Genomic DNA, 21,354 nt, shown 5'->3' with positions numbered 1-21,354 from the left:
GAGCCCTGCCGCAGCGCAGGGCTTTTCATTTGCAGCCTGTGCACCGTGCACGGCGCGCGCCGCAGCGCTGAAAGCCTGCTCATTCCAAGAAAACACCGGGCCATCTGAGCCCGACAGAAGGGATTGCCATGGGGGTGCTTCGCACGACAGCGATCAAGGGGTTCCAGAGTCCGCCGGCGCACGGCCGGGCCTGGGGCCGGTGGGGTTTGGGCCTGCTGCTGGGATCGGCGGCGCTGGCGGCGCAGGCCCTGGGCGTGCGCCAGTTCAGCCCGCAGGGAGAGGTGGCCAAGGTCGAGCAGGTGGTGGTGCAGTTCGATGGCACGGCCGTGCGCTTTGGCGACCCCAAGGCGGCCGCGCCGGTCACGCTCAGCTGCAGCGATGCGGCGGCCACCCAGGGCACGGGCCGCTGGAACAGCGACCGCGAATGGGTGTTCGACTTCAAGCAGGCCCTGCCGCCCGGCGTGCGCTGCACGGCCCAGCTGGTGGCCGGCTACAAGTCGCCTGCGGGCACGGCCGTGACGGGCGCTGCCAGCTACCAGTTCCAGACCGGCGGCCCGGCCGTGCTGGACATGGCGCCCGACACCTATGAACAGATCGACGAGGAGCAGTACTTCGCGCTGCGCCTGTCGGGCCCGGCCACCGTGCAAAGCCTGCAGCAGCACATGTGGTGCACGGCCGAAGGCGTGGGCGAGCGCATTCCCGTGCGCCTGATCGAAGGCAAGGAGCGCGACGAGCTGCTCAAGCACCGCGGCTGGGACAAGGCCGCTGCCAAGAACCCGCTGCAGTACGCCACGCTGGCCTGCAACCGCCGCCTGACGGCGGGCACGACCATGAAGCTGGTCTTCGGCGCCGGCATTGCCACGCCCAACGGCGTGGCCAGCCGCCAGGACAAGCGCTTCGAGTACCGCGTGCGCGAGCCCTTCGCCGCCGAGTTCAGCTGCGAGCGCGAGAACGCCCAGGCCGCCTGCCTGCCGATCCGTCCCATGCGCCTGCGCTTCAATGCCCCCGTGCCGCGCAAGCTGGCCGAGGGCATTCGCCTGAGCAGCGGCGCCTCCAAGGTGGCGCCCGTGATCGACAGCGAATACGGCGAAAAGCTCAGCGAGGATTCGCTGGTGCAGAACCTGAGCTTCCCGGCCACCATGCAGGCCCAGGCGCGCTACACGGTGGAGCTGCCTCCGCAGTTCAAGGACGCGGCAGGCCGCAGCCTGAGCAATGCCGACATGTTCCCGCTGCAGGTGGCTACAGGCGCGCTGCCGCCGCTGGCCAAGTTCGCGGCCTCGCCCTTCGGCATCGTCGAGCGCTATGCCGAAGGCCCGGACGGCCCGGCCCTGCTGCCCGTGACGCTGCGCAATGTGGAGTCCGAGCTGGCCACCAGGTCCCTGGATGCCAGCCGCGTGAGCACCAAGCAGCCCGGCAGCGATGCCGAGATCATCGCCTGGATGCGCCGCGTGGCCGACTACGAGTCCTCCGACATGGACCGCAAGCGCGCCTCGCGCGACATCAAGGGCCCGCTGCCGCCCGTGATCGACAACGAAAACCGCGACTATGTGCAGACGCGCATGCTGTCGCTGCTGGCCGGCCAGGGCGACGTCAAGACGCTGGAGCTGCCCAAGCCCGTCAAGGGCGATCCGCGCCCCTTCGAGGTGGTGGGCATTCCGCTCACGCCGGGCTTTCACGTGGTCGAGATCGCCTCGCCGCTGCTGGGGCAGTCGCTGCTCGATGAGCGCTACGGCTCGGCGCGCAGCATGTATGTGCGCACCTCGGCCCTGGTGACCAACCTGTCCGTGCACTTCAAGCTCGGCCGCGAGAACGCGGCCGCCTGGGTGACCACGCTGGACAAGGGCCAGGCCGTGGCCAATGCCAGGGTCCAGGTCTCCGACTGCAATGGCAAGGTGCTGACCTCGGCCACCACCGACGCCAGCGGCGTGGCGCGCCTGGACGGCCTGTCGCCCGAGCCGCCCCAGTGCACGGGCGGTGTCGGCTACCGCTCGCCGGCCTACTTCGTCAGCGCACGCGCCCAGGGCAAGGACGGCCAGCAGGAGCTGGCCTTCACCTGGAGCGACTGGCAGCGCGGCATCGAGTCCTGGCGCTTCAACGTGCCCACCAGCCGCAGCGCACAGCGCGACGAGGTGGCCCACACCATCTTCGACCGCACGCTGCTGCGCGCCGGCGAGACCGTGTCCATGAAGCACCTGATGCGCACCCAGACCGGCATCGGCCAGGGGCAGGGCGGCTTTGCGCTGCCCGAGCAGCGGCCCACGCAACTGGTCATCACCCATGAAGGCAGCGGCCAGCAGTACACGCAGCCGCTGCAGTGGCGTTCCACGGGCACGGGCGGCCTGAGTGCGGAAAACAGCTTCTCCGTGCCCAAGGGCGCCAAGCTCGGCTCGTATTCCGTGGAGCTGCGCGGCGATGGCAACGGCTCGCGCGGGCGCAGCAACCGCTTCGGCACGGGCAGCTTCCGTGTCGAGGAATTCCGCCTGCCCGTGCTCGAAGGCCGTGTGGGCCCCGAGGGCAAGCAGGCCCTGGTCGGCGTCTCCAGCCTGCCGGTGCAGGTGCAGGTGAACTACGTCTCCGGCGGCCCGGCCGCCAATTTGCCGGTGCGTGTGTCCGCCCTGGTGCGCTCCACCTGGATGGACCGCAGCGACTGGCAGGGCTTCAGCTTCTCGGCACCGCGCAGCGCCCAGGACACGGGCCAGAGCGATGACGAGGAGGCCACGGCCTCCCAGGACAGCAAGGTGGTGGCCGACAAGCTGCCCGTGACGCTGGACCGTGAAGGACTGGGCAAGCTCAAGATCGAGAACCTGCCCAAGCTGCGCGAGCCGCGCGAGCTGCTGATCGAGGCCACCTATGCCGACCCCAATGGCGAGGTGCAGACCCTGCGCAGCACGCAGATGCTGTGGCCCGCGGCCATCGTGGCCGGCGTGCGTGCCGAAAGCTGGATCACCACGGGCCGCAAGCTGCAGTTCCAGGCGCTGGCGCTGGGGGTGGACGGCAAGCCCCAGGCCGGCGTGCCGGTCAAGGTCGAGGCCATCTCCCGCGTCACCACCAGCAGCCGCAAGCGCCTGGTGGGGGGCTTTTACAGCTACGACAACCAGACCGCGCTCCAATCCATGGGCACGGTGTGCACGGGCAACAGCGATGCCCAGGGCATGGTGCAGTGCGAGGCCCAGCTGTCGCAGCCCGGCGAGGTGGAGCTGATCGTCACCGCCTCCGACAAGGATGGCCGGCCCGCCCAGGCCGCCTCCAGCGTCTGGGTCACGCGCCAGGGCGAGCTGTGGTTCGGCGGCGAGGACCATGACCGCATGGACGTGCTGCCCGAAAAGCGCAGCTACGAGCCCGGCGAGACCGCGCGCTTCCAGGTGCGCATGCCCTTCCGCTATGCGACGGCCCTGGTCGCCGTGGAGCGCGAAGGCATCGTCAGCACCCAGGTCATGCAGCTCAATGGCCAGAACCCCACCGTGGAGCTGAAGGTCCAGCCCGACTGGGGGCCCAACGTCTACGTGAGCGTGCTGGCCCTGCGCGGGCGGCTGCGCGAGGTGCCCTGGTACAGCTTCTTCACCTGGGGCTTCAAGGCGCCGCGCGAGTGGTGGAATGCCTTCTGGCATGAGGGCAAGGAATACATCGCGCCCACGGCCCTGGTCGATCTGTCCAAGCCCGCCTACCGCCTGGGCATGGCCGAGATCCGCGTGGGCACCAAGGCCCACCGCATCGACGTCAAGGTCACGGCCGACCAGGCCAGCTACCAGGTGCGCGGCACCGCCAAGGTCACCATCAGCGCCACGCTGCCCGACGGCAAGCCCGCCGCTGGCGCCGAGGTGGCCCTGGCGGTCGTGGACCAGGCCCTGCTGGAGCTCATGCCCAACACCAGCTGGCAGCTGGCCGACGCCATGCTGCGCCGCCGCGAGTGGGGCGTGCAGACCTCGACCGCGCAGATGGAGGTGATCGGCAGGCGCCACTACGGCCGCAAGGCCGTGGCCGCTGGCGGCGGCGGTGGCCGCAGCCAGACGCGCGAGCTGTTCGAGACGCTGCTGCTGTGGAATCCGAGCGTGGTGCTCGATGCCCAGGGCAAGGCCCAGGTCAGCGTGCCGCTCAACGACTCGCTGACCACCTTCCAGGTGGTGGCGGTGGCCGACCATGGCGTGTCGATGTTCGGCACGGGCCAGGCGCCCATCCGCACGGCCCAGGACCTGCAGATCATCAGCGGCCTGCCGCCGCTGGTGCGCGAGGAGGACCAGTTCCGTGCCATGGTCACGCTGCGCAACACCTCGGCCAAGGCCATGAAGGTGCAGGTCACGCCGCGCGCCACGCTGCTGGAGCTGGCAGCGCAGACCGTGGAGATTCCCGCGGGCGAGGCGCGCGAGGTGGGCTGGAACGTCACCGCCCCGGCCCAGCTGGGCCAGACCCGCGCCGAGGCGCTGATCTGGGAGATCGAGGCCCGCGACACTGCGGGTGGCGACAAGCCCGCCAGCGACAGGCTGAAGGTCAGCCAGCGCATCATCCCGGCCGTGCCGCTGACGGTGCAGCAGGGCACGCTGATGCAGGTCGATGGCAGCATCAACCTGCCCGTGCAGCTGCCGGCCGACGCGCTGGCCGGCCGCGGCGGCCTGCGCATGTCGCTGGCGCCCAAGCTGGCCGAAGGCCTGCCGGGCGTGCGCGACTGGTGGGCGCGCTATCCCTACAGCTGCCTGGAGCAGGTCACCAGCAAGGCCGTGGGCATGAGCGACGCCACGCTGTGGCAGTCCACCATGGGCCAGCTGCCCAGCTACCTGGACAGCGACGGCCTGGCCAGCTACTTCCCGCTGGCCGGCGACGGCTCGGGCCGTGCGGCCCGCGGCAGCGATACGCTGACGGCCCACCTGCTCAACCTCTCGGCACTGGCACAGGGCGTGGACAAGCGCTTCGTGCTGCCGGCGGCCGAGCGCGAGCGCATGGAAAACGGCCTGATCGCCTTCGTCGAAGGCCGCATCCAGCGCAGCTTCTGGAGCCCGCGCAAGGACCTGGACATGCGCAAGCTGGCCGCCATCCAGGCGCTGGCGCTGACGGGCCGCGCCAATCCGCGCATGCTCGACAGCATCACCATCGCGCCCAACGACTGGCCCACGCATGCCGTCATCGACTGGGTGGCCCTGCTCAAGCACATGCGCGAGCTGCCCCAGCGCGAACAGCAGCTGGCCCAGGCCCAGCAGATCCTGCGCGCCCGCCTGAGCTACCAGGGCACGCGCGTGGCCTTCAGCAACGAGCAGGACGACCAGTGGTGGTGGCTGATGCAGGGCCCCGAGGTCAACCTGGCCCGCCTGATGCTGGTCAACATGGACGACCCGACGTGGAAGGAAGAGCTGCCGCGCCTGGCCAACGGCTTCATCTCGCGCCAGAGCAATGGCGCCTGGGGCACGACCACGGCCAACCTGTGGGGGGCGCTGGCACTGCAGCGCTTCTCGCAGCAGTTCGAGGCCACGCCCGTGACGGGCGCCACCCAGGCGGCTTTGGGCGCGTCCCAGGCCCGCGTGGAGTGGAGCCAGGTCACGCGCATGCGCGCCAGCGACACCGAGGGCGCGGCGCACCAGGCGTCCAGCTTCGGCGCGACCACGGTGGTCGGCGGCCTGCGCAACAACACCATGTTCCTGCCCTGGAGCGCGGTGGGCGAGGCCCGCAAGGGCCAGCTGACGGTGACCCAGCAGGGCACGGGCAAGCCCTGGCTCACGCTGCAGTCTGTGGCGGCCGTGCAGTTGAAGGCGCCGTTCAGCGCCGGCTACACCGTCACGCGCACGGTCAAGCCCGTGGAGCAGGCCGACAAGAGCCTGCCCGCAGGCCAGTACTCGCGCGGCGACGTGCTGCGCGTCACGCTGGAGGTGCAGGCCCGCACCGACATGACCTGGGTGGCCATCACCGACCCCGTGCCCACGGGCGCCACCATCCTGGGCGGCGGTCTGGGGCGCGACTCGGAGATCGCCTCGGGCGGCGAGCGCGCAGAAGGCGCGGGCTGGCTGGCCTATGAGGAGCGCAGCTTCGAGGCCTACCGCGCCTACTACCAGTACCTGCCCAAGGGCAATACGCGCGTGGAGTACACCGTGCGGCTGAACAATGCCGGCGACTTCGCGCTGCCGCCCACGCGGGTGGAGGCACTGTATGCGCCCGAGATGTTCGGCGAGGCTCCCAACGCCCGCATCAAGGTGGGCGACAAGCGCTGATGCAGCGTTGATGGCGCCCTGACAAGGGGGCGGCCCTGCGGCCTATGATGGCTGCAGGACCGCCCCCTTTTTTCATCACCCTCCGCTCCATGGCACAAGTCATCCTCTCCCCGGTTCCCGCAGGCAGCGCCCTGCAGGACCGCCTCAAGACCGCCTATTTCCACGACAGCTACCAGCTGCAATTGCCGGACGACGGCAGCAGCCCCATGGCGCTGTACCTGCGCTGCGTGGGCCGCACGCCGGGCTGGATCGACTTTCTGATGCGCCTGCGCAACCGCGTGGTGGCGCCCTTCGGCATCAAGGACCTGGGCACGCTCAGCGGCGTCGATGCGCAGCGCCAGCCATCGAGCTACCGCGTGGGCGACCGCGCCGGCATCTTCCGTGTTCATGCCCTGAGCGACAGCGAAGTGGTGCTGGGCGACAGCGACAGGCACCTGGACGTGCAGGTCTCCCTCATGCGGCTGCCCGGCCCCGAGGGCACGCCGTCCGCCACCTTCACCGCCGCCATGTCCACCGTGGTCCATGTGCACAATGCCTTGGGCCGTATCTACATGCTGGGCGTGGCGCCGGCCCACCGCGTCATCGCCCCGGTCGTGGTGGCCAGGCTGGCCGGCTGACCTGGCCTGAAGGCATCACGTCAGCAAAACGGAAGCCTTCAGGGCCTGCGTCCGACGCGGGCAGACGCGAAGAGTCACGATACTTGCGGCCTTTGCCCGGCGGACATACCCCGAGCAGGGAACGCGGCCCGCCCCACAAGGGCAAGGCCGCCACCATTGCGAATCGGTTCCCGGGCACACCATTGATCACAAGAGAGAGAGGGTCTATGCCAGACATGAACACCGATCCCCGCACGGCGCCACCGGCGGCTCCGCCACCGGATGCGCCGCAGGCGGCCACGCCATCGCCTGCAGAGCCTGCACCGCGCATCACGTTCTCGGGCCCCGTCGTCATTCCTTCCCTGCTGGTGCTGGGCCTGCTGCTGCTGTACTGCGGCTTCATGCCCGACAGCGCCGACCGGCTGTTCTCCAGCGCCCAGGCCTGGGTGGTGGGGCACATGGACTGGTTCTATGCCGTCTCGGTCACGCTGTTCCTGGTCTTTCTGATCTTCGTCGCGTCCAGCCGCTTCGGCGACATCCGCCTGGGTCCCGATGATGCGGAGCCCGAGTTCAGCTTCATCTCCTGGACCGCCATGCTGTTCGCCGCCGGCATGGGCATCGGCCTGATGTACTTCGGCGTGGGCGAGCCGCTGCAGCACTTCCTCAAGCCGCCCACGGCCGTGCCTTCCACGCCGGCCGCCGCACGCGAGGCCCTGCAGTCCACCTTCTTCCACTGGGGCTTCCATGCCTGGGCCGTCTACGGGACCATGGGCCTGGTGCTGGCCTACTTCGGCTTTCGCTACAACCTGCCGCTGACCATGCGCTCGGGCCTGTACCCGCTGCTGGGCAAGCGCATCAACGGCCCCATCGGCCACAGCGTGGATGCCTTCGCGCTGGTGGGCACCATCGCGGGTATCGCCACCACGCTGGGCTACGGCGCGCTGCAGCTGGCCGCCGGCCTGCACACCCTCACGGGCTGGGACACCTCTGCGGCGGCTTTCCGCATCGCGGTCATCGTCATCGTTGTCTGCCTGGCCGGGCTGTCGGCCGTCTCGGGCCTGGACAAAGGGGTGCGGCGTCTGAGCGAGTTCAACCTCATGCTGGCCTTCATCCTGCTGGCCTTCGTCATCGTCGCCGGGCCCACGGTCTTCCTGTTCGAGGCGCTGAGCGAGAACATCGGCAACTACGTGTCTGGCCTGGTGCAGCTGTCGTTCCGCACCTTTGCCTACGAGCCGCCCAGCCAGGAAGGCTGGTTCGGCGGCTGGACCATCCTCTACTGGGCCTGGTGGATCTCCTGGTCGCCCTTCGTGGGCATGTTCATCGCGCGCATCTCGCGCGGGCGCACCATCCGCCAGTTCGTGACCGGCGTGCTGCTGGTGCCCACGGCCTTCAACCTGCTGTGGATGACGGCCTTCGGCAACAGCGCCATCTGGATAGACACCCACGTGGCCATGGGCGCGTTGGGGCAGACGGCCTCGAACGTGGATGCGCTGCTGTTCCGCTTCTTCGAGTACCTGCCCTGGTTCAAGCCCGTGGCCTGGCTCACCATCGTGCTCATCGCGGTGTTCTTCGTCACCTCGGCGGACTCCGGGGCCTTCGTGGTGGACAACATCGCATCGCGCGGCCATGCGCGTTCGCCGGTCTGGCAGCGGCTGTTCTGGGCTGCCGTGCTGGGCGCGACGGCCATGGTGCTGATGCTGGCCGGCGGCCTCAAGGCGCTGCAGGCCATGACCCTGGTGGCGGCCCTGCCGGTGGCCGTCATCATGCTGGCGCTGTGCTACGGGCTGTGGCGCGGCCTGCTGGCCGACCGCGCGCACTTCTCGCCCGACCTGGCTCCGGCCACCAGCTTCTGGAGCGGCCAGCACTGGCGCAAGCGCCTGGAGCAGATCGTGCACCAGCCCTCGCGCGCCGATGTGCGCAGGTTCCTGGCCGGCGTGGTGCTGCCCGCCATGAACGAGGTGGCAGCCGAAATGCACAAGCGCGGCGTCGAGGCGGTGGTCACCGAGGACCTGGACGGCGAGGGCGCCGTGCGCCTGACCGTGCCCGATCCCTCGCTGCGCGACTTCGTCTACGGCGTGCGCGCCACGCGCCGCACGGTGCCCACCTTCCTGGTGAGCGAGGCGGCCAACGAGCAGGAGCGCCGCCATGTCTACGAGCCCATCACGTTCTTCGAGGACGGACGCCTGGGCCACGACATCCAGTACCTGCGCAGCGAGGAAGTCATCGCCGACATCCTGCGCCACTACGAGCGCTACCTGTCGCTGAGCGCCGACCAGCGCACGCATCTGCTGAACCGGGCGCCGGGCCACAGCTGAGCCGTGCTTGGCAGCGCCGCCGTCGCGGCACCCCGGGCCTTTGGGTAAACACCGGGGTGCCAGCCGGCGGCAGCCTGCGGATACTGGGCGCTGCCATGCAGCTCGAATACTCTACCCATTCGCAGGAGCCACGCCATCGTTTCGACTACTGGCACGAGGTGGTCTGCCGCCACTGCATCCCGGCCGACAGCCACCGCGCGCAGGGGGATGGTGCAGGTCCCGGCGGCTTCGGGGCCACGCTGTCCGTGCGGTCCCTGGGACTGCTGGAGATCAGTGCCATGTCGGCGCCCAGCCACCGCTGGGTGCGCAACGCAGCCCACCTGCGCCTGCATGCCCGCGACGAGCTGTGGCTGGGCTATCTGCTCCAGGGCCAGGCCGAGGTGCGCCAGGGCGGGCAAGTGGCCCGGCTGAGTGCGGGCAATCTGGTGCTTTATGACGCTGCGCAGCCCTTCGAATTCTCGGTGGCGCCCCGCGATATCCTGCTGATGCGCATTCCGCGCAGCGAATTGTTGAATCGATTTGCCCGTGCACCCTTGCACGCGGGACGGGCGCTGCATGGCCATGCCCCGGCCGTGGCGCCGCTGCGGGCCATGCTCGGCGAGGCCATGACCATGCCGCCTGCGCCGCACGGTGATGCCTTGGCGCAGCGCTTCGGCATGGCGCTGCTCGACGTGCTGGCCCTGGCGCTGGAGATGCAGGAAATGGCCGTGCAGCCCCGCGCGGAAAGGGACCTGCACGGCCGCATCCAGGCGTTCATCCAGGACAACCTGGGCTCGCCCGAGCTGTCGCTGCAATGGCTGGCGCAGCAGCACAACGTCTCGCCCCGCACCGTGACGCGGGCCTTTGCGCGGCACAACCAGACGCCCATGGGCCTGGTATGGCAGCTGCGATTGCAGGCCAGCCGCCAGGCCCTGATGCAGGGGCGCTGCTCCAGCGTGACCGAGGCGGCCTTCGCGCATGGGTTCTCCGATGCGGCGCACTTCAGCCGAGCCTTTCGCAAGGCGTTCGGCTGCACGCCCCGCAGCCTGCTGGCCGCCTGAGCAAGGTCGCTGACCCTCCCGAACAAGCGTGGGTGCCGCCGGCTCCCTAGCATGGGCCTGTCGTGCGTCCCGTGCGGCTTTTCCAGTGCAACAACGGTGGCGCCCCGGAGCCGGGCGCCGGGAGACATGCCATGAACGACAGCGAACTGCACCATCTCGAACTGCTGGAGGTGGGGCGCGAGATCCAGTCCCGCCGCATTTCCTCGGAAGAGGTGACCCGCCACATGCTGGCGCGCATCGAGGCCGTGGACGCGCGGCTGCACAGCTACGTGACGGTGATGGCGCAGCAGGCGCTGGAGGACGCCCGCCGCGCCGACGCCGAGATCGCGCAGGGCCGCCGCCGCGGTGCGCTGCACGGCGTGCCGCTGGCGCTCAAGGACCTGCTGTGGACCCGGGGCGTCCCCACCACGCATGGAATGACGCTGCACCGCGACCATCGCCCCACGGAAGATGCCACCGTGGTGCGCAGGCTGCGCGAGGCCGGTGCCGTCATCCTGGGCAAGCTGCAGCAGACCGAAGGCGCCTTCGCCGACCACCATCCCGAGATCACTGCCCCCGTCAACCCCTGGGGCGCCCAGCTATGGCCCGGGGCCTCGTCCAGCGGCTCGGGCGTGGCCACGGCGGCGGGGCTGTGCTTCGGATCGCTGGGCACGGACACCGGGGGCTCCATCCGCTTTCCATCGGCCGCCAACGGCATCACGGGGCTCAAGCCCACCTGGGGCAGGGTGAGCCGCCACGGCGCCTTCGAATTGGCGGCGTCCCTGGACCACATAGGCCCGATGGCGCGCAGTGCCGCCGATGCCGCAGCCATGCTCGCGGCCATCGCCGGGGCGGACCCGCTGGACCCTACGGCCAGCCAGTGCAGCGTGCCCGACTATCTGGCCATGATGACGCGCGGATTCTCCGGCCTGCGCCTGGGCATGGACCGGCAATGGGCACTGGACGGCGTGGATGCCCCCTCCCGCCAGGCGGTGGAGCAGGCCCTGGCGGTGGCGCAGCGCCTGGGGGCCAGCGTGCAGGAGGTCCGCTTTCCCGATGCCACCCAGGCGGTGGAGGACTGGCCGGCGCTGTGCGCGGTGGAGACCGCCGTGGCGCACGGCGCCACGTTCCCTGCACGGCGCGAGGCCTATGGCCCCGGGCTCGCCGGGCTGATCGACCTGGGGCTGGGCCTGTCTGCCACCGACTACCAGCGGCTGCTGCTGCGCCGCGCGGACTTCACGGGCCGGGTACGCGCACTCTTCGCGCAGGTGGACCTGCTGCTGGTCCCCGCCACGGCCTTTGCGGCCCCCACGCTGCAACGCATGGCGCATTTCGGCTCCGATGCCGAGCTGTTCTCGGGCATGCTGCGCTACACCTGCCCCTTCGACCTCACGGGCAGCCCCACGATCACGCTGCCCGGCGGACGCACTCCCGAGGGCGCGCCCGTGGCCTTCCAGTTCGTGGCCCCCGACTTCTGCGAAGACCTGCTGGTGCGCGCGGGCTGGGCGTTCCAGCAGGCCACGGACTGGCACAGACGGCACCCTGCTGCCTGAGCTGCCTGAGCTGCCTGAGCTGCGCGGGGCGCCAGTCCGGTGGCGCGACACGGGCCTGTCACACAGCCTTCCTAGACTGGCGTGATGTCCTTGATCGAGATGGAAGGTGTCGCCAAGTCCTGGGGCGGCACCACGGCACTGCAGGCGCTGGATCTGCGCATTGAACCCGGATCCTTTTGCGTGCTGCTCGGTCCCTCGGGCTGCGGCAAGTCCACCACGCTGCGCATCATCGCGGGCCTGGAAAGCGCCACCTCGGGCCGCGTGCGCATCGATGGGCAGGATGTCACCCAACTGCCGCCCGCTCGGCGCGGCATTGCCATGGTGTTCCAGAACTACGCGCTGTTCCCGCACCTGACGGTGGCGCAGAACATCGGCTTCGGCCTGTCCGTGCGCAAGGTCCCGGCGGCCGAGGCGCGCCGGCGCATCGACGAGGCCGCCGCGCTGCTGGGCCTGGACGCGCTGCTGGCGCGCCGGCCCGGCCAGCTGTCGGGCGGCCAGCAGCAGCGCGTGGCGCTGGGCCGCGCCCTGGTGGCCCGCGCCCGGGTCTGCCTGATGGATGAGCCGCTGTCCAACCTCGACGCCCAGCTGCGCCAGGAAATGCGCACCGAGCTGCGCGAGCTGCAGCGGCGCCTGGGGCTGACCGTGGTCTATGTCACGCACGACCAGGCCGAGGCCATGGGCATGGCCGACCAGGTGGTGCTGCTCAGCCAGGGGCGCGTGGAGCAGTGCGCCGCGCCCCAGGAGATCTACCGCCGGCCCGCCACCACCTTTGCCGCGCGCTTCATCGGCACGCCGGCCATGAACATCGCGCGCCTCGACGGCCTGCACATCGCGGGCAGCCATGCCAGCGCCGCGCCCGCCGGCCTGCAGCAGCCGGGCCAGGCGCGCTGGCTGGGCGTCAGGCCCGAGGACATGCGCCTGTCGCTCCATGGCGATGTCGGCAGCGGCCCCGTGGTCGCTGCCGACATCGAAAGCCTCGAATACCTGGGCGCCGACCTGGTGCTGCGCTGCCGCGTGGGCAGCGAACAACTGATGGTGCGCACCGCTGGCAGCCAGCTCGGCGGCCTGCAGCCGGGCCAGCTCGTGGGCCTGCGCTGGGCGCGCGAGGCCACGCATTTCTTTGACGAACAGGGGCGGCGCTGCACGGCCTGAGGCCGTGGCACCGCTCCTATCTTCCTCCGCAGTTCCACCGTTTCAGCCGTTCCGGCTTTCGCACCCGAAGCACCTTCCAGGAGAGTCCGCCATGCAACGCCATGCCTTCCTCAAAACCCTCGCAGCCGCTGCCGCCCTGGCCGCCACGGGCCTGCTGCACACCGCCAGCGCGCAGACGCCGCTGGAGGTGCCGTTCTACTTTCCCGTGGCCGTGGGCGGCCCCATCACCAAGGTGATCGACGGCTATGCGGCCGAGTTCAACAAGGCCCATCCGCAGTACCGGATCACGCCCGTCTATGCGGGCACCTACCAGGAGACCATCGTCAAGGCGCTGACGGCCCACAAGTCGGGCAAGCCGCCGGCCACCTCGGTGCTGCTGTCCACCGACATGTTCACGCTGATCGACGAGGACGCCATCGCCCCCATCGACGACTTCGTGAAGACCGATGCCGACCGGGCCTGGCTCAAGGGCTTCTACCCGGCCTTCATGGCCAACAGCCAGGCGGGCGGCAAGACCTGGGGCGTGCCCTTCCAGCGTTCCACCGTGGTCATGTACTACAACAAGGAAGCCTTCAAGGAAGCCGGCCTGGACCCGAACAAGGCGCCGCAGAACTGGAAGGAACTCAAGGAAGCCGCCCACAGGCTGACGAAGAAGGACGCCGGCGGCAAGGTCGTGCAGTACGGCATACAGATCCCGTCCACGGGCTTTGCCTACTGGATGCTGCAGACCCTGACCACGCCCAACGACGTGCTGCTGGCCAACGAGGCCGGCACCCAGGTCACGCTGGACAGCCCCAAGGTAGTGGAGGCGCTGGACTTCTGGGTGGGCCTGGTCAGGGAAGGCGTGCACCCTGCCGGCGTGGTGGAGTGGGGCACGACGCCCAAGGACTTCATGGAAAAGAAGGCCGCCATCATCGTCACCACCACGGGCAACCTGACCAATATCCGTGCCAATGCCAAATTCGACTTCGGCGTGGGCCAGATCGCAGGCAATGTGCGCAAGGGCTCGCCCACGGGCGGGGGCAACTTCTACCTGTTCAAGAAGGCGCCCAGGGAGCAGCAGGAGGCGGCCTTCCAGTTCATGAAGTGGGTCACCCAGCCCCCGCTGGCCGCGCAGTGGAGCATGGACAGCGGCTACGTGGCCGTCTCGCCCGCCGCCTATGACACGCCCGCGCTCAAGAAGTACGGCCAGGACTTCCCGCAGGCCCTGGTGGCGCGCGACCAGCTGCCCGTGTCGGTGGCCGAGTTCTCCACGCATGAGAACCAGCGCGTGACCAAGGTGCTCAACGACGCCGTGCAGGCCGCCCTCAACGGCAGCAAGACCTCGGCCCAGGCCCTGCAGGATGCGCAAAGGGAGGCCGACCGCATCCTGCGCCGCTACAAGTGATGGCCTCGCGCCGTTGACCGCATGAGCCACGCTTCCTCCTCTTTTGCGAGCGGCCGCCAGGCCGTCCATGCCTGGCTGATGCTGCTGCCGGCGCTGGTGCTGCTGGTGGCCTTCACGCACTGGCCGGCCGTGGCCACGCTGATCGACAGCCTGCATGCCACGCCGCGCGGCGGCCAGCCGGGGCCGTGGGTGGGGCTGGAGAACTACGCCGTGATGGTGGACGACCCGGTGTTCTGGCAGGCCGTGCGCAACAACCTGTGGTTCGCGGCGGCCACGATTCCGCTGTCCATGGCGCTGGCGCTGGCCATGGCGCTGTGGGTCAACGAGAGGCTGGCCGGCCGCGCCTTCGTGCGCATGGCGTACTTCACGCCCACGGTGTTGCCCATGATTGCCGTGGCCAACATCTGGCTGTTCTTCTACACGCCGCAGTACGGGCTGCTGGAGCAGTTGCGAGGCGCAGTGGGCCTTCCCGCGCACAACTGGCTGGGCGACCCGTCCACGGCGCTGGCCTGCGTGACCGTGGTGGCGGTGTGGAAGGAGGCGGGCTTTTTCATGATCTTCTACCTGGCCGCGCTGCAGACGCTCAACCCCAGCCTCAGGGAAGCTGCGGCCATCGAGGGGGCCTCGCGCTGGTACTTCCTGCGCCGCGTGCAGTGGCCGCTGCTGATGCCGACCACGCTGTTCGTGCTGGTCAACGCGGTGATCAATGCCTTTCGCCTGGTGGACCATCTCTTCATCCTCACACGCGGTGGGCCGGACAACGCCTCCACGCTGCTGCTCTACCACCTGTACGAGGTGGGCTTCAAGTTCTGGGACACGGGCTATGCGGCGGCCATCACCGTGGTGCTGGTCGTGGTGCTTGCGGCCGTGGCGCTGCTGCAGTTCTTCGTGCTCGACAAGAAGGTGCACTACCAATGAGCGCCGCACCCGTTGCCCCGCGCCATGCGCCGCCCGCGCTGTACGGCGCCACCTGGCTGGACACGCTGGCCGCCTGGCTGCTGGCCCTGCTGTGGATACTGCCGCTGGCCTATGCGTTCTGGACGGCCTTCCATCCGCCCGAATACTCGGCACGCTTCGACCTGGCCGCGCCCTGGACGCTGGAGAACTTTCGCCGTGCCTGGCAGGCCGCGCCCTTTGCGCGCTATTTCCTGAACACGGCCGTGCTGGTGGCCATGATCCTGGCGGCCCAGCTGGTGCTGGGCACGCTGGCCGCCTATGCCTTTGCACGCTACCGCTTTCGCGGCCAGGGCCTGGCCTTTGCGCTGGTGCTGGTGCAGCTGATGATCATGCCGGACATCCTGCTGGTGGCGAACTACCAGACCGTGTCGCGACTGGGCGCCGTCGATACGCTGCTGGGCATAGGCCTGCCGTACTTCGCATCGGCCTTTGCGATCTTTTTGCTGCGCCAGACCTTCCTGGGCATTCCCCGGGAACTGGACGAGGCCGCGCGGGTGGAGGGTGCCAGCACCCTGCAGATCCTGTGGCGCGTCTACGTGCCGCTGGCGCGGCCCGTGTACCTGGCGTTTGCGCTGGTGTCGGTGAGCTTTCACTGGAACAACTTCCTGTGGCCGCTGATCATCACCAACAGCGTGCAGGCGCGCCCGCTCACTGTGGGCCTGCAGGTGTTCTCCAGCGTGGAGTCTGGCGTGGAGTGGGCCACCATCACGGCCGCCACGCTGATGAGTTCGGGCCCGCTGCTGGTGGCCTTCGTGCTGTTCCAGCGCCAGTTCGTGCAGAGCTTCATGCGTGCGGGGATCAAGTGACGGCGGTGCTAAAGTCACTCTTCCCTGCTTTCAATGCCGAGGTTCACCATGTCCGGACCCGCTAGCGCCGGCCTGTTCATCTACGCCAAGCAGCCCGACAGGCTGGCGCTGTTCTACATGGAGGTGCTGGCCATGCGCATGCTGCACCACACGAGCGAGCTCATGGTGCTGCAGTCGCCGGACCTGCAACTGGTGCTGCACGCCATTCCCGAGGCGATTGCGCGGCACATCACCATCACCGAGCCACCCCAGCCGCGCGAGAACGTGGCCATCAAGTTCTTTGCCACCGTGAAAAGCTTTGCGGCCGTGCGCCCCCTGGTCATCGCCCATGGAGGCCAGCTGTGGGAGCAGTCCTGGCAGGGCCCGGGCTTTCGCGTGTGCAACGCCATGGATCCCGAAGGCAACCTGTTCCAGCTGCGCGAGCCGCTGCCCGCATGATGCAGATCCTCACCTGGAACACCCAATGGTGCCTGGGCCTGGACGGCCGCATGGACCCGCAGCGCATCGTGGCGCATGCGCTGTCCATGGCCGATATCGACGTGCTGTGCCTGCAGGAAATCGCCATCCACTATCCGGGCCTGCAGGGCGCGCCCGGCGACCAGGTGGAGCAGATCCGCCAGGCCCTTCCCGAAGGCTGGAAGGTCTTCTTCGGCGCCGCCGTGGACGAATTCACGGCCGTGGGCCGGCAGCGCTTCGGCAACCTGGTGGCCACGCGCCTGCCTGCTCTGCAGGTGGCCCATCACCGCCTGCCGTATCCGCACGATGGCGGCGTGCGCAGCATGCCGCGCTGCTGCACGGCAGTGACCGTGATGGATGCCGCACTGGGCCCCGTGCGCGTGATGAGCACCCACCTCGAATATTTCTCGCGCCGCCAGCGCATGGCCCAGGCGCTGGCGCTGCGTTCCCTGCAGATCGAGGCCCTGGGCCAGGCCGAGGCGCCGCCCCAGCCCGCCAGCGACGGCTCGCCCCAGCAGACCAAGCCGCACACGACGCATGCCGTGCTCTGCGGCGACTTCAACTTCGAGCCGCACGAGGATGAATACGCCGGCCTGTCCGCCCCCTGGGCGGCCGGCGAGCAGGGCGCCCTGAGCGCAGGCCAATGGCACAACAGCTGGAGCGTGCTGCACCCGGACCAGCCCCAGCCGCCCACCTTCCGGTTGTTCGACCGCCAGTGGGGCCCCGAGCCCGGCGCCTGCGATTTCGCCTGGGTCAGCGACAGCCTGCGCGGCCATGTGCGCGGCTGGGCCGTGGACAGCGACACAAGGCTCTCCGACCACCAGCCCGTGCTGCTGCAGCTGGATTGATCCAGGTCAGGGGCCGCCGCCAAGCCGGCCTTGGCCTACAGACAGTGCCGCAGGCCTGCTCCAAGGTCATGGGGACTGTTTTGAAGGAGCATCCATGAGCCCCAATCCGCTGTCCACGATTCTTCACCGCACCTGGTGGGTGCTGCTGCTGCGCGGCCTGGTCGCCATCGCCTTCGGCGTGCTGACCTGGGCGCAGCCGGCGGTATCGCTGGCGGCGCTGGTGCTGACCTTCGGCGCCTTCACCTTCGTCGATGGCCTGCTGGGCGTGTATTCGGCCATCCAGGGGCGCGACCAGATGCGCCATTGGTGGGTGCTGCTGCTGTGGGGCCTGGCCGGCGTGGTGGTGGGCGTGCTCACCGTGGTCGCGCCCGGCGTCACGGCCCTGGTGATGACGTTGTACATCGGCGCCTGGGCCCTGGTCACGGGCCTGCTGCAGATCGTGGCGGCCGTGCGGCTGCGCAAGGAGATCACGGGCGAGTGGCTGCTGATCCTGGGCGGCGTGCTGTCCGTGCTGTTCGGCGCCTTCGTGCTGGCCCAGCCGGGCGCGGGCATGATGGCCATGCTCTGGGTGCTGGCCACGTATGCGGTGGTCTTCGGCGTGCTCATGGTGCTGCTGTCCTTCAAGCTCAAGAAGGGCATACGCCATTCTTCCTGAGCCGCTGGCCCAAAGGCGGACAATGCCGGCTCCATGATCGAATCCCGGCGACCTTCCCCCTTCATGCGTCTTCCCCGCGCGGCCCTGGCGGCCGCGCTGCTGTTCGCGGCGGCCGGTGCCGCCCAGGCGCTGCCCAGCTTTTCCGAAGTCCGCGAAGGCCACCGCTCCTCCGAGACCGAACTGCTCTCGCGCGAGGGCGAGGTGCTGCAGCGCCAGCGCACAGACGCCAGCGTGCGCCGTGGCGACTGGGTGGCCCTGGCCGACATCTCTCCCGCGCTGCGCACGGCCCTGGTGCTCAGCGAGGACAAGCGCTTCTACGAGCACAGCGGCGTGGACTGGGCGGCCGTGTCCGCCGCCGCCTGGGGCAACCTCTGGAACCAGCGCACGCGCGGCGCCAGCACCATCACCATGCAGTTGGCGGGCCTGCTGGACGGCGACTGGCGCCAGGGCCCGGGCGGGCGCAGCGTGGTGCAGAAACTGGGCCAGACCGTCTCTGCCCAGGTGCTGGACCGGCGCTGGCGCAAGGACCAGATCCTGGAGGCCTACCTGAACCTGGTGCCCTTCCGGGGCGAGATCGTGGGCATCGATGCGCTGTCGCGCACCCTGTTCGGCAAGGCCGCGCACGGGCTGGACGCACGTGAGGCCGCCATTGCCGCCGCCCTGGTGCGTGCCCCCAACGCCTCGCCCGAGCGCGTGGGCCGGCGCGCCTGCGGCGTGCTGCAGTCGCTGGCGCCCGAGGATGCGGCGGCGCGCGACTGCACGGCCATGGAACTGCTCACCGCCAGCGTGCTGCTGCGCCGGCAATGGGCGGCCAGCGAAGGCCAGGCCCCCCACCTGGCGCGCCGCCTGCTGGCCGAGCCGCAGTCCAAAGGCCAGGCCCGCGTGCGCTCCACGCTGAGCGCGCCCGTGCAGCGTTTTGCCGTGCAAAGCCTGCAGCAGCAACTGCGCGAGCTGCAGGGCCGCAACGTGGAGGACGGCGCCATCGTCGTGCTGGACAACGCCACGGGCGAGGTGCTGGCCTGGGTGGGATCGTCGGGCGAATTGAGCCAGGCTGCCGAGGTGGATGGCGTCACGGCCATGCGCCAGCCCGGCTCCACCCTCAAGCCCTTTCTCTATGCCCAGGCGATTGCCGAGCGGCGGCTGACGGCTGCCTCGCTGATCGAGGATTCATCGGCCCACATTCCCACGCAGAACGGGCTCTACATCCCTCAGAACTACGACCGGCGCTTCAAGGGCTGGGTCTCGGCGCGCACTGCGCTGGCGTCGTCGCTCAACGTGCCGGCCGTGCGCACCCTGGTCATGGTCACGCCCGATGCCTTCTTCTCGCAACTGCAGCGCCTGGGCCTGCCGCTGCGCGAAAGCGGCGGCTACCACGGCTTCAGCCTGGCGCTGGGCAGTGCCGAGGTGCCGCTGCTGCAGCTCGCCAACGCCTACCGCGCCCTGGCCAACGGCGGGCAGCTGACGCCCGTGCGCTGGGCGGTGCAGCCCACGGGCGCGGGGTCCGCAGCGCAAAAGCCGGCTGCGCCCGTGCAGGCCATCGACGCACGCGCGGCCTTCATCGTGGGCGACATCCTGTCCGATCCCATGGCGCGCGCGCCCACCTTCGGCACCGACAGCGTGCTGGCCACGCGCTTCTGGACGGCCGTCAAGACCGGCACCAGCAAGGACATGCGCGACAACTGGGCCGTGGGCTGGTCGCAGCGCTACACCGTGGGCGTGTGGGTGGGCAATGCGCGCGGCGAGGCCATGCACTCGGTCAGCGGCACCAGCGGCGCGGCACCTGTCTGGGCCGCCGTGATGGGCTTCCTGCATGCCCGCACGCCCAGCCGCGCGCCCAAGGCGCCGGCGGGCGTGCTGCAGCAGGCCGTGCGCTTCGGTCCCGATGCGTCGGGCCTGCCGCTGGAGAGCGCGCGCAGCGAGTGGTTCGTGGCGGGCACGCAGCAGAGCCTGTTCGCCATGGCGGGCAGCGGCCTGCCTGCCGCATCCGCATCGACACGCGGGACTTCGGCCGCCTCGCCCGTGCGCATTGCGCGCCCGGCCAACGGCACCATCCTCGCGCTGGACCCCGACATTCCGCCAGACCGCCAGCGCGTGCAGCTGTCGGCCCGCCCGGCAGGCACGGCCGCCACGCAGGAATGGCAGGACGCCAGCCTGCGCTGGCGCATGGTCAGTACTGCCGCGCCCGGCGCGGCCGAGCCGCCGCCCAAGGAGATCGGCCGGGGCGCTGCCGCCGCCTGGATGCCCTGGCCCGGTCGCCACCGGCTGGAACTGGTCGATGCCAAGGGGCAGGTGCTGGACAGCGTGCAGGTGGAGGTGCGCGGCGCCGGCGTGGTGGCTTCGCGCGCGGGCGGGCGCTGAACGCCGCAGTGCGGCCCCAGGGCAGCCTCAGGGCAGCATCAGGGCCGAGCCCGCACGAAGCGCTGCTCGGTCACGGTCTCGCCCCATTGCTGGCCCGGCCATTCCTCGGCCAGGGTGAAGCCTGACGATTCGTAGAGCCGGCGTGCCGCATCCAGGCCGCTGAACGTCCACAGCTGGGTGGCCTCGAAGGCCTGCTGGTCGCAGAACGCCAGGGCCTGCTGCAGCAGCTGGCGCCCCGTGCCGGCGCCGCGCAGGCCGTCGTCCAGGATGAACCAGCGCAGGTGCGCCTGGCGGTCCTCGGGGTGCTTGGCCAAGTCTTCGCCATCGATGGCCACGGAGCCCACGACGCGGTCGCCGTCCAGCGCCGTCCACAGCTGGTTGCAGGGTTTGTCCAGCCGGCTAGCGAACTCGGCCAGGCCGCTGGCCACGCGGCTTTCGAAGAAGACGCCGAAACCTGCGTGGCGTGCATAGAAGCGCGCATGCATTTCCACGATGCGGCCGATGCAGCCGGGCCGGTATCCGGGCAGGACCTGTATCTGCGCGGGTGCGGGCAGGGGCTCCTCCTGCCGATGCGCCTGCAGTGCCTGGGCGTAGAGGGCCAGCCCGCGCGAGACCGCCTGTTGCTGCGGCGGCTGCATGCGGTCCAGCGCGGCCGTCACCTGCTGGCGCCCGAAGGCCTCGATGGCGGCCAGCGTGCGCCGGCCCTTGGCGGTGAGGGCCAGCCGCTTGACGCGGCCGTCCTCGCCATCGGCGGCTTCCTTCAGCTCGCCGGCCTCCACCAGCTTGCGCACCATGCGGCTGACGCTGGATTTCTCCAGCCCCAGGACCAGGGCCAGCTGCGAGGCCGCCATGGACCCCTGCGCGCCGATCTCCAGGATGGCGTGCACGGCCGAGGGCGGATAGTCCGTGGCCGCCAGCGTGGCCTGCATGAAGCCCAGCTCGCGCACCATCTGGCGCGAGGCGGCGCGGATGTCGTCCACCAGGGAAAGATCGTGCTGCGGCATGGGTGCTCCTTGGGGCCGTGCAGGGTTTGAATATGGTTGCATGGTACAACCATAGAT

General features: G+C 69.9%; 14 protein-coding genes. 13 read left to right on the top strand and 1 reads right to left on the bottom strand.

All coding sequences use genetic code 11. From position 1 onward, the window contains the following. The first annotated feature begins 128 nt into the window (after positions 1–128). From ACF8ME_RS01515 to pbpC, 13 genes are all read left to right on the top strand, one after another. Entirely contained in the window at positions 129–6,191 is a 6,063-nt protein-coding gene (locus ACF8ME_RS01515) for an alpha-2-macroglobulin (RefSeq protein WP_392415013.1), read from the top strand. 89 nt (positions 6,192–6,280) lie between these two features. Continuing rightward, a complete protein-coding gene (locus tag ACF8ME_RS01510) occupies positions 6,281–6,808 on the top strand; it encodes a DUF2867 domain-containing protein (protein WP_392415011.1) in 528 nt (175 codons plus the stop codon). Between the two features lie 206 nt (positions 6,809–7,014). Beyond that, the gene (locus ACF8ME_RS01505) at positions 7,015–9,102 is read left to right on the top strand and encodes a BCCT family transporter (protein WP_026062436.1); all 2,088 of its coding nucleotides are present in this window, start codon (positions 7,015–7,017) and stop codon (positions 9,100–9,102) included. A gap of 95 nt (positions 9,103–9,197) precedes the next feature. Then, positions 9,198–10,142, top strand: coding sequence for a helix-turn-helix domain-containing protein (locus tag ACF8ME_RS01500; protein WP_209672071.1), 945 nt, complete (start codon positions 9,198–9,200; stop codon positions 10,140–10,142). A 131-nt stretch (positions 10,143–10,273) separates the two neighbouring features. Further along, positions 10,274–11,674: an amidase gene (locus ACF8ME_RS01495; protein WP_392415009.1), complete on the top strand. Its 1,401-nt coding sequence runs from the start codon at positions 10,274–10,276 to the stop codon at positions 11,672–11,674. Positions 11,675–11,758: 84 nt separating this feature from the next. Beyond that, positions 11,759–12,826 (top strand): ABC transporter ATP-binding protein, encoded by a 1,068-nt coding sequence (locus ACF8ME_RS01490; RefSeq protein WP_047217398.1) that lies wholly within the window; start codon positions 11,759–11,761, stop codon positions 12,824–12,826. A gap of 91 nt (positions 12,827–12,917) precedes the next feature. Next, on the top strand, positions 12,918–14,213 hold the full coding sequence (locus ACF8ME_RS01485; RefSeq protein WP_392415007.1) for an ABC transporter substrate-binding protein: 1,296 nt from the start codon (positions 12,918–12,920) through the stop codon (positions 14,211–14,213). A 21-nt stretch (positions 14,214–14,234) separates the two neighbouring features. Then, on the top strand, positions 14,235–15,131 hold the full coding sequence (locus tag ACF8ME_RS01480) for a carbohydrate ABC transporter permease (RefSeq protein ID WP_392415005.1): 897 nt from the start codon (positions 14,235–14,237) through the stop codon (positions 15,129–15,131). After that, entirely contained in the window at positions 15,128–15,976 is an 849-nt protein-coding gene (locus tag ACF8ME_RS01475) for a carbohydrate ABC transporter permease (RefSeq protein ID WP_209799583.1), read from the top strand. Before ACF8ME_RS01480 ends, ACF8ME_RS01475 begins: the two co-directional genes overlap by 4 nt. A 48-nt stretch (positions 15,977–16,024) precedes the next feature. Continuing rightward, positions 16,025–16,414: a VOC family protein gene (locus tag ACF8ME_RS01470; RefSeq protein ID WP_047217395.1), complete on the top strand. Its 390-nt coding sequence runs from the start codon at positions 16,025–16,027 to the stop codon at positions 16,412–16,414. Beyond that, entirely contained in the window at positions 16,411–17,280 is an 870-nt protein-coding gene (locus tag ACF8ME_RS01465) for an endonuclease/exonuclease/phosphatase family protein (protein WP_392415003.1), read from the top strand. The genes ACF8ME_RS01470 and ACF8ME_RS01465 overlap by 4 nt, the downstream gene beginning before the upstream one ends. Positions 17,281–17,374: 94 nt before the next feature. After that, positions 17,375–17,935, top strand: coding sequence for an HdeD family acid-resistance protein (locus tag ACF8ME_RS01460; RefSeq protein ID WP_012207099.1), 561 nt, complete (start codon positions 17,375–17,377; stop codon positions 17,933–17,935). 33 nt (positions 17,936–17,968) lie between these two features. After that, complete coding sequence (pbpC, locus tag ACF8ME_RS01455) at positions 17,969–20,293, top strand: penicillin-binding protein 1C (protein WP_392415001.1); 2,325 nt, start codon at positions 17,969–17,971, stop codon at positions 20,291–20,293. A 38-nt stretch (positions 20,294–20,331) separates the two neighbouring features. Here the strand turns inward: pbpC and ACF8ME_RS01450 are convergent, their stop codons facing one another. Beyond that, the gene (locus tag ACF8ME_RS01450; protein ID WP_392414999.1) at positions 20,332–21,297 is read right to left on the bottom strand and encodes a GNAT family N-acetyltransferase; all 966 of its coding nucleotides are present in this window, start codon (positions 21,295–21,297) and stop codon (positions 20,332–20,334) included. Positions 21,298–21,354 lie beyond the last annotated feature (57 nt).

Source organism: Delftia sp. WSY_7 (assembly GCF_043104845.1).
In the GTDB taxonomy this organism is placed as follows: Bacteria; Pseudomonadota; Gammaproteobacteria; order Burkholderiales; family Burkholderiaceae_C; genus Comamonas; species Comamonas tsuruhatensis.
This window is presented reverse-complemented; position numbering and strand designations above follow the sequence as displayed.

What these genes read in the sequence shown, in the direction of transcription:
- ACF8ME_RS01470 (WP_047217395.1), top strand. Translation starts at nt 16,025, where the DNA reads ATGTCCGGACCCGCTAGCGCCGGCCTGTTCATCTACGCCAAGCAGCCC.
- ACF8ME_RS01480 (WP_392415005.1), top strand. Translation starts at nt 14,235, where the DNA reads ATGAGCCACGCTTCCTCCTCTTTTGCGAGCGGCCGCCAGGCCGTCCAT.
- pbpC (WP_392415001.1), top strand. Translation starts at nt 17,969, where the DNA reads ATGATCGAATCCCGGCGACCTTCCCCCTTCATGCGTCTTCCCCGCGCG.
- ACF8ME_RS01465 (WP_392415003.1), top strand. Translation starts at nt 16,411, where the DNA reads ATGATGCAGATCCTCACCTGGAACACCCAATGGTGCCTGGGCCTGGAC.
- ACF8ME_RS01515 (WP_392415013.1), top strand. Translation starts at nt 129, where the DNA reads ATGGGGGTGCTTCGCACGACAGCGATCAAGGGGTTCCAGAGTCCGCCG.
- ACF8ME_RS01485 (WP_392415007.1), top strand. Translation starts at nt 12,918, where the DNA reads ATGCAACGCCATGCCTTCCTCAAAACCCTCGCAGCCGCTGCCGCCCTG.
- ACF8ME_RS01460 (WP_012207099.1), top strand. Translation starts at nt 17,375, where the DNA reads ATGAGCCCCAATCCGCTGTCCACGATTCTTCACCGCACCTGGTGGGTG.
- ACF8ME_RS01505 (WP_026062436.1), top strand. Translation starts at nt 7,015, where the DNA reads ATGCCAGACATGAACACCGATCCCCGCACGGCGCCACCGGCGGCTCCG.
- ACF8ME_RS01490 (WP_047217398.1), top strand. Translation starts at nt 11,759, where the DNA reads ATGTCCTTGATCGAGATGGAAGGTGTCGCCAAGTCCTGGGGCGGCACC.
- ACF8ME_RS01495 (WP_392415009.1), top strand. Translation starts at nt 10,274, where the DNA reads ATGAACGACAGCGAACTGCACCATCTCGAACTGCTGGAGGTGGGGCGC.
- ACF8ME_RS01510 (WP_392415011.1), top strand. Translation starts at nt 6,281, where the DNA reads ATGGCACAAGTCATCCTCTCCCCGGTTCCCGCAGGCAGCGCCCTGCAG.
- ACF8ME_RS01450 (WP_392414999.1), bottom strand. Translation starts at nt 21,297, where the DNA reads ATGCCGCAGCACGATCTTTCCCTGGTGGACGACATCCGCGCCGCCTCG.
- ACF8ME_RS01500 (WP_209672071.1), top strand. Translation starts at nt 9,198, where the DNA reads ATGCAGCTCGAATACTCTACCCATTCGCAGGAGCCACGCCATCGTTTC.
- ACF8ME_RS01475 (WP_209799583.1), top strand. Translation starts at nt 15,128, where the DNA reads ATGAGCGCCGCACCCGTTGCCCCGCGCCATGCGCCGCCCGCGCTGTAC.